Below are 18,679 nucleotides of genomic sequence, written 5' to 3'. Positions count from 1 at the left end.
GCGATGGCAGCGGGCCGAGCTGCTGGGGCAGTCGGGTCAGCTGCCCGAAGAGCTGGTGCTGCCCCAGCTGTCCCTTGGCGAGCCTGGGGCCGACGATCACTGGCAGCTGGGCAAGGTGATGCAAAGCAAAAAGCTATGCCTGCTCTCCCAGCCCTCCTGGCCGGAACAGCATCCGGTAGCCGGACTGGAACACAAGGGGGGTCCTACCGCTGCCGTTATTCCTATTCTGAAACCTGGTGAAGACAGGCTAATTGGCTTTTTTGTTTCCGGCATCAGCCCCTGGCTGGAGTACGATGGCGAGTACCAGAACTTTCACCAGCTCCTGACCGGCCAAATTGCCAGCTCGCTGGCCAGTCTGCAGGCGCGGGCTGAAGCCGCCCGCCAGCAGGAAGAACTAATCAACCTGTTTGAACAGGCGCCTGTAGCCATTGGCATCCTGGGAGGGGCCAACTTTGTGGTAGAGCTTGCCAACCCGGGCATATGCGAAATCTGGCGCAAAAGCCATGAGGAGGTGATCAACCGGCCGGTGTTTGATGCCCTGCCCGAGGTAAGGGGGCAGGGGCTGGAAGAGCTGCTGGAGGAGGTCTATACCAGGGGGGTATCACATTCTTTTAGTGAATATCCGGTTACCTTTATGCGCAAGGGGCTGCCGCAGGATGCCTGGCTTAACTTTATGTACTATCCGTTTCGCAACTCTCAGGGGGTTATTACAGGGGTAATTGTCATTGCCGTGGAGGTAACGGAGCAGGTACGGGCGCGCCAGCTGATTGAGCGGACTAATAATGAACTGATGGCCACCAATGCCGATCTGGATAACTTTGTCTATTCGGCCTCGCACGATCTTAAAGCCCCCATCCTGAATATAGAAGGGCTCATGAACATGTTGCTGCCCATTACAGCCGCCGGCAATATGACAGCCCCAGAGTCAGACCGGGTGGTGGGCATGATCTTTAGTTCCATTAACCGGCTTAAAACCACCATAGCCGACCTGTCGGAGGTATCCCGGGTACAAAAAGAAGCCCATGAAGATGTTCGGGAGGTAGCCCTTGCCGATGTGGTGGCCGATGTGCGCTCAGACATGGAGCTGCACATTCGCGAAGCCGGTGCAGAGATCATCACCGATTTGCAGCAGTGCAGCCTGCGCTTTTCGCCCAAGAATTTGCGCAGCATCGTGTACAACCTGCTTTCCAATGCCATCAAATACCACTCGCCCCAGCGCAGGCCCCGGGTGGAGCTGAACTGCAGAATGGAGGATGATTTCCTGGTCTTTTCTGTGACCGACAATGGCCTGGGCATTGATCTGCAGCATGAAGACAAGATCTTTTCTATGTTCAAGCGCATGCACACACATGTGGAGGGCTCCGGTGTGGGCCTGTACATAATAAAACGCATAGTGGAAAATGCCGGCGGCAGCATCCGTGTGGAAAGTACGGTAGGGGAGGGCTCTACTTTTACCATTTACCTGAAAAAGCAGTAAGGAGCTTCATTTAATTTTTTTCGACGATGCAGCTGCCGGGCTGATCTCATGGATAATGTTCTGAAATTTTTATACCTTATCGGAGCGATCAATCACTCGTTAACCTTTCTCTTTAACGCCATGAAAAACCAACTCCTTCCCATTTTCGGGCTGGCCCTTTGCCTGGCAGCCTGTGGATCTGATAGCGGCAGTGAGCAGGCCACCGGCGAAAGCCCGGCAGCTGCTCCTGTACAAGCCAACGCCCCTGCTGCGGGCGGCGAAACCAGCAACCAGCTACGCGCCACCATACGGCTGGTGCTTGAGGGCGGCGAAATGGCCGGTACCTACGAAGCCCGGTGTATGGATGCCGGCTGCAGCCACGGGCTGGCCGGAGAAAACCAGTTTGGCCTGCAGTATTCCGAAGAAGGCAAAGGCGCTAATGAACTCTCCAGCGTGCAAATGATTGTGCCCAATGTGCAGGGCGATACCAAAGCCAAGGAGTTTATGGTAACCATGAGCTTTGGGGAGTTATTTAAAGGCAAGAGCTACACCATCAACACCATGAGTGCAGGCCGGGGCGAAAAGGGGTCCGGAACCGTGGAAGTAACGTTCCAGGGCAAGAAGGCTACCGTAAAAATTACCGGACAGACCCAGCAAGGGGAGAAGGTAGACCTGACAGTGGAATGCATGCGCATCATCACACCAGAAAATATGGCACAGGAACTGGGCCTCTAGTAGCCTATACGTTTTCCTGCATAGTCAGCACCGCCCAAAGCAAAAAGAAGGACCATCTGCATCGGATGGCCCTTCTTTTGGTTCAACCCCTTTAATCGGCATTGATGGTGAAAATGGTGGCGATGCCAATGCGTGGGGCAAGCTCTTTAAACTCGGTATCATTAAAGGAAGCGGCCAGCTCCAGACGGAACAGCCGCAGAATACCGTCGATGGAATACCCCAGCTCATAATAATGCTGCGAAACACCGGTTTTAAGGTAGTTCACAAAAACATTTTCCTTCAGGCCGCTAAAGCGCAGCATGGGCAGCTGGGTGAGCAGAAACTTGCGGAACTGGTAATGGGTGTGGGCCGAGACATACCCATTGTTGGTGCTGAACTCATAATAGTCCAGCAGGCGAAAGGAGCCCGCCGGACGCAGGCTGCTCAGGATGGTGCGGTTGCCATCAAAATGGTGGTAATCCATAAAGTACATGCTGCGGTTGTTCAGGAAGCTGCCTGCCCGCAACTCATACACCAGCTTGCCGCTTACCCCAAACTGATGCCCGTGGTTAAGGCCCAGCTGCACATGGTCAAAGTCTACATCGCTGCCCAGCACCCCCCTGATGCCCTTGCGGTACTGCAGCAGCAGCTCTGGTACTTTGCTGAGATTGGCAGTTTTGCGGCCATTGTATATCCGGTAGGTAATGCCCGGCCTGTAGGTAAGCTGGGTGCTGAACAGCAGCGCCTGGTGCTCGGGGAAGCCGGTATCGGCCAGCTCCCGGCTATAGGGTTGGTTGGTGGTATAGGTGCGGCCTTCGCCATTGTAGAGGCTGTAATTGCTCTGGTCAAATAGCTCCCCCCGCTGCGCCCACTCCAGGCTGGTGCTTACCGAAAAGGTATGGGAAGGCCGGTAGTGAAAGCCCCCCTGCAGGTAGCCCTTCTCATAGATCTTCATAAAATTGCGCCGCAGCAACAGGGAGCTGAGCGTATTGATGTGAGGATGAATAGGCTCTGCCTCATTGAACTGGGAAACAAATTTGCCGCCCTCTACAAAAAATCCCCTGCGTACTCCCTTGTGGGCATAGGTATAGGAGATCCGCCCTTTGGCATACACATCTTCACTGGCAAGGCCATAGCGTACAGTGGGCGCCAGCTCCAGCCGGCGGCGCAGGCTGTCGGTGCGGTGCACCAGCTTGCCGCTGACATTCACATTAAAGCCTTCTACCGTATTGTAGTAGACCTGGGTAAGGGTGGGGTCCAGCGCCAGTACCGTGCGGGGTGTGAGGTTAAATCGCCCACCCAGCAAGAACACGGATGGCTTGAATCGCCCCTTTTTGATCACTCCGGTAGAGTCCTTGCCGGTTAGCTTTGCGGACTCTACCCGGGCCAGGGAATCGTCCCGCTGATAGCCCTTCAGTTCTTTGGTGCTAAGGGGCACAGGACGAATCTCGGCCCAGTAGGTGGAGTCGCGCTTGCGGGCCAGGGTATCGACCGAGTAGCTGCGTTCGCTGACGATCTGGGGGTCTTTCTGCTCCTTTAAGCTTTCCTTCTCGTACTGGTTGATCATTTTGCGGAACTGCTTCTTGGTCATCTTATCTTCACTGGCCAGCGTTTCCACAATATCATCCTTGTCGGTTACCCGGGGCATCTTCAGGGCAGGGGGTACATCCTCGATCTTCTCATCGATGATCTGGGTTTCGGCCATCAGGTCCTGGTTCAGCACTACCTTATAATCCCGGCAGGAGGCCAGGTAGTGAAACTCGCCGGCAAAGCCCAGGATCTTGCCCGAAAAGCGGTACTGGTGTGTTACAGGCATCCAGCAGTTCTGGGCCACCTCGGCATAGTTTTGCTTTACACTTACCTGAAAACCCTGGATAGTGGTGACCAGATCCAGGCTATGGATGGCCCATAGCCCGCTGATGATGTAGATGTGCCCTTCAAATACCTGGGTGCCCCTGGAGCGGGGTGTTACCCGAATCTTGTTGATCTCCAGCTCGCCTTCATAAAAGCTTCCCTCATACCGGAATTTATAGTAGGCAAATGCCTGGCCCGACAGGGGAGAAATGGCCGTGGCAATGCGATCGTTGTAAAAACTCTGGTTGATGTATTGGTTGGGGGAGGCGCCGCTATTTTCGCCGGAGGTGCGGATGGAGATTACCTTTTCCTCCAGCTTATCGGGCTGGGCAAATTTGATCAGGCTGACCGATTCGGAGGTGTAGGCTTCATCTACGTTCAGGCCTTCTTCCTTTAACTTTTTCTTCAGGAAAAAAGGCACATCGGTTACCTGGCCGGTGCCCTTCATGTATACCTGCACCTCGTAGCTGTCATACTGCAGCAGGTGGTACTTGCGCTTGGTAATGGCCTTGCGCATTACGGTAAGGGCGGGGTCTTCCTGCCGGCGGCTAATTTCCACCTCCCGCAGCACCTGCACCTGCTCCTGCAGCACAACCTCCTGCTCCTGCCAGCCCTCGCTTACCTGCACCTGCAGCTGCTGTGTCTGATAGCCCAGGTACTGCACCTTAAGGGTATAGGTACCGGCCGGCAGCCTTATTTCATAGCGGCCCTGCATGTTGGTGGAGGCGCCATCGCGCAGCTCCACTACATAGATGGAGGCATAGGGAAGTGGTGCTCCGGCTGCATCTTTTACAAGCCCCCGGATACCCTGGGCCAGCAGGGCGCAGGAGGGGAGAAGTACCAGCAGAAAGGCAACATACAGTAGGCGGTGCATAGATAGGCGTGTAGCAGGGTAAGGTGAGCTGTAGGGGCCGGCAGCAGCGGCCCTGTCAGTAAGATCAAATTTTATGGAAAGATACTGTTTCCGCTACAATAGTTGCATGCCACAAAAAAGATTGTGCTACAGGAAAATAGGGAAGAATACCGCCATGAGAGACGTCGGCAGGCTGATATTAATCATAATGGGGCCAAATCTAGGTCATGGCCTGGGAGGGCTACAGTGCCTAGCTTGCAGTATCATACAGGGAGATCGAGCCCGTATAGACTACAAGACCAATACGAATATGGCTGCATACACCTATCTTTTCCTACTGTTGTTGCTCCCCCTTAGCGGGCTGGAGGCGACTACTGGCAAAGAATGGCTGGTAACCGCCCAAAGCAGGCTAAGCATAGCCGGCAGCTCCAATGTAAATGAGTTTGAATGCGCCAGCATCTCTTATGCCGGCGATGATGTGCTGTATGAGTCCTGGGATGCAAAAAGCCAGCGGCCGGTCATGAATGGCCTCATCACCCTGAAGGCTTCCGGCTTTGACTGCCAGAACAGGATTATGACCCATGATCTGCGCAAGACCATTCAGGCCGAGAAGCACCCCATCATCAAGGTGCGCTTTCTTTCCCTGCAGCGCATCCCCGGCACAGGCAAACAGCAAAAGGCCACAGGCCTTGTGGAGATCTCCCTGGCGGGCATCAGCCGTCAGTACCAGATAGAGGCCGCCTTTGAAGAAGGCCGGGCGGGCAATGCCACCCTAAAGGGCTGCTGGGAGTTTAGCTTCTCTGATTTTAACATAGAGCCACCCACCAAAATGATGGGCGCCATAAAAGTGAACAATAGCCTGGCAGTAGATTTTGAACTGCACCTGCAGGGTCTAACCGCCAGCCAGCAAGATACCGTAATCGGCAAACGATAACCAGATATAAAGGCTTAGGGGTTTGATGTAAAGTTGGTGGCACTTTGTCGCCAACTTTTTTTTGTTCCGGCTGGTATCCCGGCGGGGGGTCCCCCTGGCCAAGGGCTAAAAGCCCAGCCCCAGCTGTTCCTGCCCGTTGGCCCCTACTTCCAGGGCTTGCTCCGAATCCAGATAATACACCCAGCCCAGCACCTGGCTAAAGCCCATGCGGCGCAGCAGCTGCAGGTAGTGCCGCACCCGGCGGGCATGGGCCGGGGAGGGCTTTTCTACCCGAAAGTCAATGGCATGGGCCTCGCTGCCGGAGGTAATTACCCGATCGGGCCGCAGCAGGTAACCGGTGGTGGAGAGCAGCGGCAGCTCGGTGCGGATCTCCCAATGCGGTTCAAACCACTGCCCGGCAACGGGGTGCCGAAAGAGTGCTTCCATCTGGCTACGCACCGCGGGCAGTTCCTGCCGGTTTATCATGCCCTCATAGTAGATGTTTTCCAGGGCTCGTTCCAGCTCCTCCGGCTGGCGGATCTGCCGCAGCAGGGCATGCAGGGTGCGGCTCCAGTTAATGCGGGCAGCGGCTTTTTCATCCGTAGCCAGCACCAGGCTGGCATTGCGCCGGCGCACTGTAAGGCGGCTGCGCCAGCGGGTGTTCAGGTAGTGCTGCAGGGGCAGGCTGCTTTCTGCCTCCCGTTTCTTTCGCTGCGCTACGGGCTGCAGCTCGCCGGTCTGGTAGCAGGCCCCCTCGGGCTGCCAGCCCGCCTGCAGGCGGATGAGCTCTTTTTCTGACATGCCGGCAGCCTCCGGGGTCTGCACATTGCCGGACAGCAGGCGGTAGAGCATGCCATTGACATGATCGGCCCTGGGCATGGTTTGCCCCTTGGGGATGGCCGGCAGGGGGCTCCAGATCCGCAGCACTTCTTCGGCCCGGGTAAAGGCCACATAGAGCAGGTTAAGGTTATCCAGATAGGCCTGGATCAGCTCCCGGTAGTACTGTTCCCGAAAATGGGTCTGCTCCAGCCTGGCCGAATATTTTACAGGCAGTGCTTCCAGCTCCTGCAGGGGGTGGGTGTGGGCCCTGGCCCAGATGAAATTATTGGCATTTGGCTTGTGGTTGAGCTCCCACTGGCAATAGGGCATCAGCACGGCCCTGAACTGCAGCCCCTTGCTGGTATGAACGGTGTAGATGCGGATGGCATCCAGCGAGTCGCTCACCTGTACGGTGCGCTTGTAGCCGGTTTCTGCCCACCAGTTCAAAAAAGTATCAATGTCTCCCTTTTCTTCGCCACTGTAGTGCAGCACTGCATCCTGAAAGGCCTGCAGGTAGCCCCATTCGCCCGGCAGCTCATTGAGGCGAAACTGGTCTATCAGGCTTTCCACCATTTCGTATAGGGGTAGTTTGGTCAGGTATACCTGCTTTTGCAGAAAGGGCGGGGGCAGGTAGGCCTTTAGGGCTTCTTCACCCCTGGCGCAGGCCAGAAAAAGCTGGTGCCAGTCCAGGGCCTCGGGTTTGAGGATGTAGCGCTGGTAATCATAGGCCATGTTGGTGCGGGCAACTGCGTTCTGGGGGTTGTGCAGGTAGCGAAGCACATTCAGCAGCAGGCCTACCGAGGCGGCGTTGCCCACAAAGAGTGAATCGCTGGAGATCACCCGGTAATTATAGGGGCTGCCAGGCTCCTTTTCTTCTTCGGCCTGCATAAGTACACTGGCCAGCTCCTGTCCCTCGCGGTTGCTGCGCACCAGCAGGGCAATGTCGCGGGCGCTATAGCCCTTGTCCTGCAGCTCCCGCACCGAGGCCAGCATGGCCTGCTGGGCCTGCTGCTTCCAGGCGCCCTCCTCCTCATCGGCTTGCAGAAAGTTTACCTGCACCAGGCCGCAGGGGCTGGCCGATTTATCGTCGGGGTAGATCTGAAATACATCCGAATAGGCCTGGGCCAGGCTGTGCAGGTAAAACTGCAGCGCCGTTTGTTCCATCTCATCGGCAGTGTCGGCAATTTTACTTTCGCAGACGGCCTTAAGCTCCCAGGCAGCCTGGTAGAAGAGGCTGTTGTTAAAATCAATGATGGTGCGGCAGCTGCGGCGGTTGTAATTCAGGCTCTCGTGCTGGGTGTTCTGGGGTCCGATGTCTTCTTCAATTTGCTTGAGCAGTAGTTTCCAGTCACCGCCCCGCCAGCGGTAAATGCTTTGCTTGATATCACCCACCACCAGGTTGAGGTTGCCGGAGGCTACCGAATTTTCAATGAGCGGCCGGAAGTTATCCCACTGAAAGCCGCTGGTGTCCTGAAACTCGTCAATGAGAAAATGCTGGTAGCGGGTGCCGGTTTTTTCAAAGATGAAGGGGGTTTGATCCTGGCCAATGATGTCTTTCAGAAAAACAGCCGCATCGGAGATCAGCAGCAGGTCATTATCTTCCCGGTACTTGCTGAGCACAGCCGTCAGGTGCGCCAGGATGCCCAGGGTATAGATAAAGCGCAGCACTTCTTTGGCCGTCAGGTAGTGTTCATACTCCTTTTCATACAGCGCCACGGCCTGCTGCAGGCGGGGGCTCAGGCCTTCCAGGGCTGCGCTGATCAAATAGTCGCGCTGCTTATTGCTTTTGGAGGCCCATTTTTGGGGATCTTCCAGCACCTCCAGCACCCGCTTGCCAGGCGCATAGGCCCCGTTTTCTTTCAGGATATGGGTAAAGTAATTGGCCGGTCCGCTTTTGCCATACGCAAAATCATCAATGCGCAGGCCACGCTGCTCCAGAAACTGCAGGGCTGAGCGGCCCAGCTCCTCCATGCTGTTCTCAAAAGCCAGCCGGATGTCTTTTAACTGGCCCAGCACTTTGAGCAGCCCTTTTTCATCCTGGGCTATGCGTTGCAGGCCCTTTTCGTGCTGTTTGTAGCTTTCGGTAAAGATCTCGCCGGCCAGGCTGCGGATGCTGCGGCGGATGTCCCAGCTTTTGCCTTCATCAATCTGCTCTTCGGCAAACTGGGTAAGCCAGCGGGTAAGGTGCTTATCGGTGCCTACGCCGGCCAGTACCCGGTCTATGAGGTCATCGAGCACCTTCTGCTGGTCCAGCTCTACCTTAAAGCCCGCCCGCAGGCCTATTTCTTTGGCAAAGGAGCGGATAATGCGCTGAAAGAACGAATCGATGGTGCTGACCGAAAAGTGTGCGTAATTGTGCAGGATGGACGACAGCACTTCGGTAGCCCGCTGGGTTAGGGCAGCCCCCTCCAGGCCGGTGGCCTCCATCAGGGCCTGGCGCATGCTATGGGGCTGTCCGCTGGCCAGCTCGTGCAGCGTTTCAATGATGCGGCTTTTCATCTCCTGGGTGGCCTTGTTGGTGAAGGTTACGGCCAGGATACTGCGGAAATAATCGGGACTCTGCAGGGCCAGCGACAGGTACTCCCGGGTTAGGGCGTAGGTTTTGCCAGATCCGGCAGAAGAGCGGTAGATCTTAAAGGGTTTAGCAGGCGCTTGCACAGGCATAGGGAGTCAGCTCACTAAGATACGGATTAGAAGCGGGGAAAGGGCCGCCCGGAGCCAGATTTTTGCCGGCTGGCGGACAGCTCCTTCCAGGGGCCGGGAACATGAAGCAATCCATACATACTACTATAGTATAGTAGCTGGCCCGGGCAGGTTGCTGGTTCCAGGCGGTAAAAGGCATAAGAGGCAGAAAGGAGGAGTGGTTTTGGTTTTCGTACCTTGAAAAAGGCATCGAAACAGCTGGCTGGGGGGAACAGCGTCAAAAAAAATTCAAATCATGTTTTTTCAGTCTGGTCACTTAGCCTGAGAAAGGAAACTGCCAAAGGCCTCTTGTATAGGGCATAGGGGGTAGTTCACACGATTGCGCTGAGAATGGCGGGAAAAAGGATGATATAGGTCATGTTAGCATCCCTGCTACAATCATCTTCAGGGCCGTGTTTGATCATGTTTTCAGGGGTGGGGGGGGCGTAGATTTGTATCAACAAGAACGCAATACTAACCCACTACTACCATGAAACGGTCCATAATTTTCCTTCTGATGTTTGTACTGCCCCTGGCCATGATGGCACAGAGCACCTACAAAATCTCTCCTAAAAGTGTGCTGAAAGTAGATGGTACGTCTACCATGCACGACTGGTCTATGCAAACCTCTTCCATCACAGGCGATGCCCAGCTGGAGGTAACGGAGGGCAAGCTAACGGGTATCAAAAATCTGCAGCTGAGCCTGAAAGCAGAAAGCCTGAAGAGCGGCAAGAATGCCATGGACAAAAATGCCTACGAAGCCCTTAAAACCGGCAAGCATCCCAACATCACCTTTAAGCTTACAACCATCAACAACATTGAGCAAAAAGGCAACGAAGGGCTGATCACTGCCACTGGTATGCTCACCATCGCAGGGGTAAGCAAACAGGAAAAAATCGAGGTGCGCTACACCATTGACAAGGACGGCGCAATTAGCTTCAAAGGCAAAAAAGAATTCAAGATGAGCCAGTTTGGTGTAACGCCTCCCTCCTTCATGTTCGGATCTGTAACAACCGGCGATCTGGTAACCATCGACATCAACCTGCTGGTAACTGCAAGCACTCCAACCGTAGTACAATAACAAACTATTACCCTTACTCATAATCAACATTTGTCATGAAAACGACAGCAATCAAACGAATAGGCGCAACCGCACTGCTGGTAGCAATGGGAGGCCTCGCAACAGTACAGGCACAACAGCCCGCACTGCAGTACTTCAGACCAAATGACCAAAATGGACTGAATGTATTTGAACCAAAAAAACATGAAGATACCGTAGCCTACACAGGGTTCAAGCTTCGGGTGGGCGCCCACTTTGCCCAGCAGTTTCAGTCGCTGAGCCACAGCAACACGGCCAATGCCAAAATTGATGAGGCAACCGGCAAAAACCTGAACCAGCTGATGAACATCGGTCCTGGCTTTAACCTGGCCACTGCCAACCTGATTGTAGATGCCCAGCTGGCCGATGGTATCCGCGTAAACCTGACTACTTACCTATCCAGCCGTCACCACCAGGAAACCTGGGTAAAAGGTGGCTACCTGCAAGTAGACAAGCTGCCCATGCTGAAAAGCGCCCTGCTTGACAAGGTAATGGAAAATGTAAGTATCCGTGCCGGTCACTATGAAGTAAACTATGGCGATGCTCACTTCCGCCGCTCTGACAACGGTAACGCCATGTACAACCCGCTGGTGGGTAACCTGATCATGGATGCCTTTACAACTGAGATTGGTGGTGAGGTAGTGTATCAGCACCCAAGTGGCTTCCTGGCCGTAGTAGGGGTAACTGGGGGTGAGATCCAGGGTGGTATCAACGTGGTGCCCGACCGTAAGAGATCTCCAGTAATGATCGGTAAGCTTGGCTACGACAAGCAGCTGAACGAAGACCTTCGGGTACGTCTGACAGGTTCTGTGTACACCACTAAAAACTCTGTACGCAACACCCTGTACGGTGGTGACCGCGCCGGCTCTCGCTACTACCTGGTGATGGAAAACATCAACGCCACACCAGCCGCGCAGTTCACCTCTGGCCTGATCAACCCCGGCATGACCAACGAGCTGACTGCGGTAATGATCAACCCCTTTGTGAAGATCGGTGGTCTGGAACTGTTCGGTACACTGGAAAGAGCAACCGGCTCTGCCTTCGGCGAACCTGAAAACCGCACCTGGAACCAGGTAGCTGCTGAAGCCCTCTACCGCCTGCCCATGTACGACCAGGTTTATGTAGCCGGTCGCTACAACAAAGTAAGTGGCGAGATGGTTGGTGGCACCGAGATCTCCATCGACAGAATCCAGGCTGGCCTTGGCTGGTTCATGACTAAAAACATCCTCCTGAAAGGCGAATATGTAAACCAGTCTTACGATGGTTTCGGCGCCAACGATATCCGTAACGGAGGTAAATTTAACGGGGTAGTAGTGGAAGGTGTGATCGGTTTCTAACCTAACTCACACCTGAAAGGAACCCGGCCTTGCAAGAGGCCGGGTTTTTTTATGGCTAGTCCCTATATGAAAAGAGGAGGGTATCCGCCCCTCCTCTTTTGTGTATTCTTGTGAAATATACTTAGTTAAGCCCAAGCACTTCCATTCCCTGCTCAAACACCACATCTACCGGAATGCTCTTGGCTGCCAGACGGTCCAGATCGGCCTGCAGCTCGGCAGAGATGCTGCCCTGCTGCTCCACCAGCTGGCTTACGGCGGCATAATCGCCATTGCCCTGCATCACCAGAATATCGCGGCTCAGGTCGTTCATGGCCTGGCGCATTTTGGCAAAGTCTACGCGGTACTTACCGGTTTGGGCATCGCGGGCAAAGGCCCCTTTTTGGGCAAAGTAATTGAAGCGCACCATGTTGGCCCGGCCGTGGGCACTGCTGGCGCCAAAGCGTACACTGCGGAAAATAGAGGCCAGAAAGGTAGTGTAATACTCCTCCAGACGGCCCTCCAGCTGGCCTTTCTCGTGCAGCTGGGTCACCATGTAGAGGCCCAGCACATCGGCCTTGCCTTCTTCCAGGGCTGATCCCAGCTCTTTAAGGGCTTCGCGCACCGAACCCTTGTTGTTGATGGTGTTTTTGATGCCCAGGCCATGGGCCACCTCATGAAACATGGTATTGGCAAAGAAAGCATCAAAGGTGATGTACTTGCGCTGGTCATCGGCAATGAGTTCATCGGCAATGGGCTCCAGAATCTCATCAAATTTGGCCCGCATGGCATTTTTGAGCTGCAGGCGGCGGGTACCCTTCTGTAGCTGTACTTCCTCGTCGTTGGGCAGGTTGATGGCAATGGTCTTTGAGCCGGCATTGCAGTCGCCGGCATAGTACACCACATCATAGGCATTGAGGTCAGAATCGGTGCCGGGCGTTTCCTGCTTGTAGCGGGCATCTACCGGCAGGTTGCGCTGCAGTTCGGGCAGAAAGGAGGCGTATTTGGCCAGACGCTCGCTCCAGGCCATGTCCTTGATGAGCACATAGGCCTCATGAGCTGCTTTGTAGCCAAAGAGATGATCTTCATAGGTTTCAATGGGGCCAATCACCACATCCAGCCGGTTGGTCTTCATGTCCATCCAGGCCAGGTCGCTGGGCTGGTATTCATCGGTGAGCAGGGCCTGGGCCCGCAGCTCCAGGTACTTTTTCAGGCCGGCATCCTCGGCCAGGGCGGCAGCCTGCTTCAGCAGGTCGGAGGCCTTCTTCACCTCTTCAGCAAAAGCCTGATGGTAGGGAACGGTGATCAGCTGTCCCTGATCGTTTCGGCGCAGCAGCGTATACTGGCTGGTTTTGTCGGCTAGCTGGGCGGCCTCAAATTCTTCTTTGGTCATGTCGGCCGGGTAAAAGTTGGCGCCCTCGGGTTTGGGGCCCACCCCTTCTACAAAAGGCTCGTTATTAGCCACGCGGTCCCAGGGGCCGTAATTGATGCCGATGTAGCGGGCCAGTTCCCTATCTTGTGCCCCCTGCAGCAACTGGTTGGGATTGCCGTACGCCTCCTGCCAGAAGAGCCCATCCATGATGTCGGCAGCCTGTATCAGCAGGCCAATCATTTGCCGTTCGTTGTTGCTCAGGTGGCCCAGATCAGCGGTAAGGCGTACCTGGGTGTATTTTTGCAGCTTTTCGCTGATATCGGCCGAGGGCCGTACAGCCCCCTGGGCAACCGTATCGCTGGCAAGCCGGTCGGAGTCGGAGCCCTGCGGGCCGGACTGGCAGGCCCACAGGCCCAGGGCAAGGGCGGCAGTGCCCAATGTAAAAATGCGCTTGTTTTTCATAGTGAGGATAAAGATGATCGCTGAAAAATAGGCACTTTCCAGATGAAACGAAACCCGGCCACCCAAAACAACTTCCTCTCAGACAGAACAAATAGGGATTGGCAGGAGAAAAGCCCTCCTGAATCTGCTACTTTTTCGTCAAAAACCTCAAACTAATTTCACCCCCCGACGTTTAAATGCCACACATACAAGATATCATGGAAGCAGTTGATCATAAAACACTAAAGAACGCCCTGCTGGATGCCTGCATCGAAAAACAGCAGCTGATGGTAGATACGGCCCGGGAGGCCATGAAATCCATACAGGAAAGTGCACTGGCCGAACGAAGCAATGAGGAAATGACGGACAGCTTTACGGCCCAATGTCAGAACGAACAAAGCATGTATGCCCGCCGCATGCATGAGGCTACCGGGGTGCTGTCCATCCTGGAACGGGTAAAAGGCATTAAGCCCCCCCACGGGATTGGTTTTGGCTCGCTGGTGATGACCGACAAAATGAATTTTTTTGTTGCGGCCAGCCTGGGCGATTTTGACATGGACGGAAAAAAATATTTCATCATCTCTACTCAAACCCCCATTTATGAAGCCATGGACGGCAAGCAAGCCGGCGAGAGCTTCAGCTTCAGGGGCAGAAATTACAAGATTCAGGAGGTACTCTAGGGGTTCGCTACCATCCGCGTATTTCCGGCTGCTCTCTCTTTGGGGGGCAGCTTTTTTTGGCTATGGGGTGGTTAATTACCTGAAACCCCTCACACTTCCAACAGATTCTCAGCCTCCTGGTCCTTGAGCTGCTCGCCGCGGATCTCGGGCAGGGCCTCCGGCTCAATCCAGCAGTGGCTGGCGGCATGCTCGGCTGCTTCTACAGTATTTTTAACCAGCAGCATTTCTACCCCATCCAGCGTTTTTAGCTCGCGGGCAATGGCGGCAATCTCCTCATGGCGATGGGGCTTGCTTACATCCCGAATGTAAATGGCCTTGACCCGATCGGGGTAGCGGCGCACCACCTCCCGGTAGATTTCCGGATCCTTCTGCCCGCTGTCGCCAATCAGGATAAAGGATTTGAGGGGATACATCTGCATGATGGTTTTTACCTGCGAGAGCTTGTGGCCCTCGTGCAGGGAGGTCATGAGCTTAAAGCGGTCCAGCCGGCTATCGCGCAGCAGAAGGGGACCTTTGGGAATGCCCTGTACATGGCAAAAATCGGCCAGCAGATCGTAGAGCTTCCAGCTGCTGCTGCTGACAAAGAAAATGGGAGTAAAGCGCTCCTGGTGATAGCCGCGATGGAGGGCGCGGTAAAAGGCCGCCACCCCCTCAAAGGGAAGGCGGGTGTGGGCATTGTTAAAAAGCATCAGGCGCAGCTTGCGGTAGGTATTGGTGGCGCGGGAGATCAGGATGGTGTCGTCCACATCCGAGATCACTCCCATGTCATTATCGGCGCCGGAGAGGAGTATGTCACCCATGGCCCGCACGGGTCCCTGGTTATAGGTAACCTTGTCGAGCAGTTCCAGCTGTACCTGATCCCAGGGATTGGTGATTTTTGCCAGCTTATTGACATGAAAGGAGGGTAAAATACCCTTCTGAATCGGTCTGCACTACTTTGTGCTGTCCCTGAAAATAGGCCTTTACCTGTACCCGGGGTGTCTCGCTGCTAATGTACCGTTTGAAGAGCGCGGTTGCATTCTCCCACTGGTTACTGTTGTCATGTACCAGCTTCTGGCCCTTGTCTTCCAGCACAAGTCCGCGCAAAATGGCCTGCTGATCATTGCCAAAACCTCTGAAGGGCAAAATACGGGGCTGTCCCAGCAATCCGGTACGTTGCTTGAAGCGGAATCGGTAATAGTCCAGTTTATTGGCCGAACGGCCCAGGTAACGAAATACTTTCTTTTTCATACAGTCTCTTCTACTTCACGCAGGCGGAGCAGGCAAGGTTACATGTACAGAACAGTCCTGAAAAGGTAAGGTTTAATTACAAATAAGGTTCTATCTTTGCGCCTCTTAACAAATAGTTCTCTTTCCTTAGTCCAAAAAAATAGTGGTAAAGCTGCAGCTTACGGGGGTAGCTTAAGTAGTAACGTGTTTTTACTAAGTTCATGCGTGTATCGGTAGGTGTTTGTGTTCTGTTTTTTTGGTGCTGACCTTCACAGCGAAGGCCCAGGATGCCCGGCTGCGGGCCGAACGACGCGCTATGTCGGCCAGCAAGCTTAGTGAAAAGCCAAAAATAGACGGTGAGGGCAATGATGCCGCCTGGCTGGAAATTCCAGCTTTTTCAGACCCTTTTACTCAGCTGGCCCCCCAGAACCTGGCGCCTTCCAAACAGCCTACCAGTATCAAGATCGGCTATACGGATTATGCCCTCTATGTGCTGGCGGTCATGCACGATCCTGCTCCCCACTCAATTGCCAGGGAACTGGGCCTGCGCGATGATTTTGGGCGGGTGGCCGATCGCTTCGGCATTGTGCTGGATACCTACAATAAGGGGCAAAACGCTTTTTATTTTGCCGTTACCTCGGCCGGGGTGCAGCTGGACCTCTACATTACCCCCACTAGTGAAGATACCTCCTGGGATGCGGTCTGGAACAGCGAGGTGCAGCTAACCGAGCAGGGCTGGGTTGCCGAGATGGAGATTCCCTGGTCGGCCCTGCGCTTTGCCAAGCGCCCTGAGCAGCTCTGGGGCGTAAACTTTATGCGGGTGATCCGCAGCATCAACGAAGAATCATTCTGGAATCCGGTAGATGCCTCGGTCTCGGGCCTTGTAAATCAGTCGGGGCTGCTAAGGGGCATCAACGATATTGACCCCCCGCTGCGCCTGCAGTTTTTTCCCTACGTAAGCGCCATTGCCGGCTATGACCGGGGCAGTGGCAGCACCTCTACCAATCTTGGCGGCGGCATGGACCTGAAATGGGGCATCAGTGAAAGCTTTACCCTGGATATGGCCCTTGTGCCGGATTTTAGCCAGGTACAATCCGATAATCAGGTGCTGAACCTATCCCCCTTTGAAGTACAGTTTGCAGAGAACCGCCCTTTCTTTACGGAGGGTACCGAGCTATTTAACAAGCGAAGCCTTTTTTACAGCCGGCGCGTAGGGCATGTGTTTGGTACCTTCCGGCCAGAGGTATCCGATACAGCCACCGTGCTGAGCAGGCCCAATGCTACCCGCCTGATCAATGCCACCAAGCTATCGGGGCGTACCCATAAGGGGCTTGGGGTAGGCTTGTTCAATGCTGTTACCAATGCGGCATTTCTGGAAGTGCAGGATACCCTGCGCCTGCCTGGAACAGAAACGTATAGCCTGCGCAGGCGGGAGTTGATGATCGATCCTGTGACCAACTTTAATGTGGCGGTGCTTGATCAGAACCTGCCCAATAACTCCAACATTGCCCTCATCAATACCAATGTAAGCCGGGCCAATGGTGGCCGGGATGCCAATGTGAGCGGGGCAGAACTACGCCTGCGGGATAAGCATAACCGCTACCAGTTTGAGGGCTTCGGCGCCCTGAGCTATGTGTGGCAAAACCTGCAGCCATGCACCGACTTTCGGCAGCGAACCGATGGGCACCGCTACTTTCTCTCCTTTGGCAAGATCAGCGGCAACTTTCAGTACCGCCTGAGCCGCAATGTAGAAAGCGATCGGTACGAGATCAATGATATGGGAATTCTGCAGGCCCCCAACAAGCGAAACACGGGCCTCTACCTGGGCTACCATGTGTTTAAACCTTTCTGGATCTTTAACCAGCTGAGCAATAATCTGAACCTGAACTATAACCGCCTCTACAAGCCCAATACCTATACCGGCTTCAACGGCAATGTAAATGTGTGGATGCAGTTCCGGAATTTCTGGGGGATGGGTGCTGGCTACTCCCGCAAGATCCTGCCGGAACATGACTATTTTGAACCACGCGTTGCCGGGTATTTCTTTACCCGCCAGCCCAGCTACCATGGCTGGGTGTATGTAGAATCTGACAACCGAAAACGCCTGGCCGTAGGTGCCGAACTGTGGCAGTTCAGGCGCAGGGTATGGGATGCCCACGACTGGGGCCTCTACCTGGGGCCGCGCTACCGCATCAATAATTTCATTTCAATATTTGGCGCCCTCAATTACAGCACCAATATTAATGAACGGGGCTTTGTAAACCGCCTCTACACCACCACCACAGGAGGAAGCAGAGAGCTGCAGCATATCGTGTTTGGCAACCGAACCATCCAGACCGTAGAGCCCTCGGCCCGGCTCAACATTACCTTCAATAATAAAATGGGCCTCAACATTCGGGCACGCTACTACTGGAGCCGCGTGCGCTATGCCGATGAGTTTTACTACCTGCAAAAAAATGGCAGCCTGCTGGCTACCGAAGCGTATAAGGGCGATCAGGATGGCGATGGACTCATCGATCACAACGTTAACTTCAATAGCTTTAACCTCGACTTTTTCTACAGCTGGCAGATTGCCCCAGGCAGCTTTCTGCAATTTGGCTGGAAAGATGCCGCCTATGATTTCAGCAGCGATGCCCGCCATAATTTCTCCGAAAATATGGAGCGTTTCTGGAGCAAGCCGCATACCCATACGCTCTCACTCAAGCTTACCTACTTCCTGGACTACCTGATGATCCGCAATGCCCTGTAAGGAACGCACTGCCGGCAGGCGCGCGCCAGCAGGTGCCAGGGCTTCTTTCCTGTTATTTCTGTTGCATTTGGCCCCTGCTTGTGTGTAGGTTTGCAGAGAGGGGCCCCTGGCTGGGGGCTATCCTATTCTTTTTGGCTAAACCGATTTTTATATGCTTAAGATCAAGCAATTCTATGATACAGGCCTGGCACATGCCTCCTATGCAGTGCTTAGCGAGGGCAAACTGGCCGTAATCGATCCGGGCCGGGATCCGGAGCCCTACCTGGCCTATGCCCGGGAGCAGGGGGCGCAGCTGGTGGCCGTAGTGGAGACCCACCCTCATGCCGATTTTGTGAGCTCGCACCTGGAACTGCACCAAAAAACGGGAGCCACCATTTATGCCAGTAAAAAAACACAGGCCTCGTATCCCCACCGTTCGTTTGACAATGGCGATACCCTTCCCCTGGGCAAGGTAGTGCTAAAGGCCTACAATACCCCCGGCCACTCCCCGGATAGTATTTCCATTTTGCTGATCGATGAGGATGG

The 18,679-nt window shown here is 54.6% G+C and carries 13 protein-coding genes; 8 read left to right on the top strand and 5 right to left on the bottom strand.

From position 1 onward, the window contains the following. Together ADICEAN_RS21415 and ADICEAN_RS14955 are read left to right on the top strand one after the other, a co-directional pair. On the top strand, positions 1-1,477 hold a 1,477-nt coding region (locus ADICEAN_RS21415), incomplete at its 5' end, for a sensor histidine kinase (protein ID WP_051068873.1). A gap of 120 nt (positions 1,478-1,597) precedes the next feature. Further along, positions 1,598-2,191, top strand: a complete 594-nt coding sequence (locus ADICEAN_RS14955; RefSeq protein ID WP_040397433.1) for a hypothetical protein — start codon at positions 1,598-1,600, stop codon at positions 2,189-2,191. Positions 2,192-2,282: 91 nt separating this feature from the next. On the opposite strand, the gene ADICEAN_RS14950 is transcribed toward ADICEAN_RS14955, so the two are convergent. Then, positions 2,283-4,898 carry a DUF5686 and carboxypeptidase regulatory-like domain-containing protein gene (locus ADICEAN_RS14950; RefSeq protein WP_009196469.1) on the bottom strand — a complete coding sequence of 872 codons (2,616 nt, stop codon included), beginning with the start codon at positions 4,896-4,898 and terminating at the stop codon, positions 2,283-2,285. A gap of 289 nt (positions 4,899-5,187) precedes the next feature. On the opposite strand from ADICEAN_RS14950, the gene ADICEAN_RS14945 reads away from it, so the two are divergent. Next, entirely contained in the window at positions 5,188-5,811 is a 624-nt protein-coding gene (locus tag ADICEAN_RS14945) for a YceI family protein (RefSeq protein WP_009196468.1), read from the top strand. A 105-nt stretch (positions 5,812-5,916) separates the two neighbouring features. Here ADICEAN_RS14945 and ADICEAN_RS14940 read toward each other — a convergent pair whose 3' ends face one another. Then, positions 5,917-9,273, bottom strand: a complete 3,357-nt coding sequence (locus tag ADICEAN_RS14940) for a UvrD-helicase domain-containing protein (RefSeq protein WP_009196467.1) — start codon at positions 9,271-9,273, stop codon at positions 5,917-5,919. 508 nt (positions 9,274-9,781) lie between these two features. On the opposite strand from ADICEAN_RS14940, the gene ADICEAN_RS14935 reads away from it, so the two are divergent. Together ADICEAN_RS14935 and ADICEAN_RS14930 are read left to right on the top strand one after the other, a co-directional pair. Beyond that, positions 9,782-10,372, top strand: coding sequence for a YceI family protein (locus ADICEAN_RS14935; protein ID WP_009196466.1), 591 nt, complete (start codon positions 9,782-9,784; stop codon positions 10,370-10,372). 35 nt (positions 10,373-10,407) lie between these two features. Next, positions 10,408-11,727: a hypothetical protein gene (locus ADICEAN_RS14930; RefSeq protein ID WP_009196465.1), complete on the top strand. Its 1,320-nt coding sequence runs from the start codon at positions 10,408-10,410 to the stop codon at positions 11,725-11,727. A 121-nt stretch (positions 11,728-11,848) separates the two neighbouring features. Here ADICEAN_RS14930 and ADICEAN_RS14925 read toward each other — a convergent pair whose 3' ends face one another. Beyond that, positions 11,849-13,537 (bottom strand): dipeptidyl-peptidase 3 family protein, encoded by a 1,689-nt coding sequence (locus tag ADICEAN_RS14925; RefSeq protein WP_009196464.1) that lies wholly within the window; start codon positions 13,535-13,537, stop codon positions 11,849-11,851. A 176-nt stretch (positions 13,538-13,713) separates the two neighbouring features. On the opposite strand from ADICEAN_RS14925, the gene ADICEAN_RS14920 reads away from it, so the two are divergent. Continuing rightward, positions 13,714-14,196: a hypothetical protein gene (locus tag ADICEAN_RS14920; RefSeq protein ID WP_009196463.1), complete on the top strand. Its 483-nt coding sequence runs from the start codon at positions 13,714-13,716 to the stop codon at positions 14,194-14,196. An 89-nt stretch (positions 14,197-14,285) separates the two neighbouring features. Here the strand turns inward: ADICEAN_RS14920 and ADICEAN_RS14915 are convergent, their stop codons facing one another. Together ADICEAN_RS14915 and ADICEAN_RS14910 are read right to left on the bottom strand one after the other, a co-directional pair. Continuing rightward, positions 14,286-14,996, bottom strand: coding sequence for a phosphatase domain-containing protein (locus ADICEAN_RS14915; protein ID WP_009196462.1), 711 nt, complete (start codon positions 14,994-14,996; stop codon positions 14,286-14,288). A gap of 85 nt (positions 14,997-15,081) precedes the next feature. After that, positions 15,082-15,426 (bottom strand): hypothetical protein, encoded by a 345-nt coding sequence (locus tag ADICEAN_RS14910; protein ID WP_009196461.1) that lies wholly within the window; start codon positions 15,424-15,426, stop codon positions 15,082-15,084. 238 nt (positions 15,427-15,664) lie between these two features. Here ADICEAN_RS14910 and ADICEAN_RS14905 point away from each other — a divergent pair, with 238 nt between their 5' ends. Further along, entirely contained in the window at positions 15,665-18,154 is a 2,490-nt protein-coding gene (locus ADICEAN_RS14905) for a DUF5916 domain-containing protein (protein WP_009196460.1), read from the top strand. Between the two features lie 151 nt (positions 18,155-18,305). Beyond that, a partial coding sequence (locus ADICEAN_RS14900; RefSeq protein WP_040397428.1) for an MBL fold metallo-hydrolase occupies positions 18,306-18,679 on the top strand: 374 nt, incomplete at its 3' end.

The sequence above is a fragment of the Cesiribacter andamanensis AMV16 genome, from assembly GCF_000348925.1.
GTDB classification, from domain to species: Bacteria; Bacteroidota; Bacteroidia; order Cytophagales; family Cyclobacteriaceae; genus Cesiribacter; species Cesiribacter andamanensis.
This window is presented reverse-complemented; position numbering and strand designations above follow the sequence as displayed.

What these genes read in the sequence shown, in the direction of transcription:
- ADICEAN_RS14910 (WP_009196461.1), bottom strand. Translation starts at nt 15,426, where the DNA reads ATGAAAAAGAAAGTATTTCGTTACCTGGGCCGTTCGGCCAATAAACTG.
- ADICEAN_RS14940 (WP_009196467.1), bottom strand. Translation starts at nt 9,273, where the DNA reads ATGCCTGTGCAAGCGCCTGCTAAACCCTTTAAGATCTACCGCTCTTCT.
- ADICEAN_RS14930 (WP_009196465.1), top strand. Translation starts at nt 10,408, where the DNA reads ATGAAAACGACAGCAATCAAACGAATAGGCGCAACCGCACTGCTGGTA.
- ADICEAN_RS14935 (WP_009196466.1), top strand. Translation starts at nt 9,782, where the DNA reads ATGAAACGGTCCATAATTTTCCTTCTGATGTTTGTACTGCCCCTGGCC.
- ADICEAN_RS14920 (WP_009196463.1), top strand. Translation starts at nt 13,714, where the DNA reads ATGCCACACATACAAGATATCATGGAAGCAGTTGATCATAAAACACTA.
- ADICEAN_RS14925 (WP_009196464.1), bottom strand. Translation starts at nt 13,537, where the DNA reads ATGAAAAACAAGCGCATTTTTACATTGGGCACTGCCGCCCTTGCCCTG.
- ADICEAN_RS14945 (WP_009196468.1), top strand. Translation starts at nt 5,188, where the DNA reads ATGGCTGCATACACCTATCTTTTCCTACTGTTGTTGCTCCCCCTTAGC.
- ADICEAN_RS14915 (WP_009196462.1), bottom strand. Translation starts at nt 14,996, where the DNA reads ATGGGTGACATACTCCTCTCCGGCGCCGATAATGACATGGGAGTGATC.
- ADICEAN_RS14950 (WP_009196469.1), bottom strand. Translation starts at nt 4,898, where the DNA reads ATGCACCGCCTACTGTATGTTGCCTTTCTGCTGGTACTTCTCCCCTCC.
- ADICEAN_RS14955 (WP_040397433.1), top strand. Translation starts at nt 1,598, where the DNA reads ATGAAAAACCAACTCCTTCCCATTTTCGGGCTGGCCCTTTGCCTGGCA.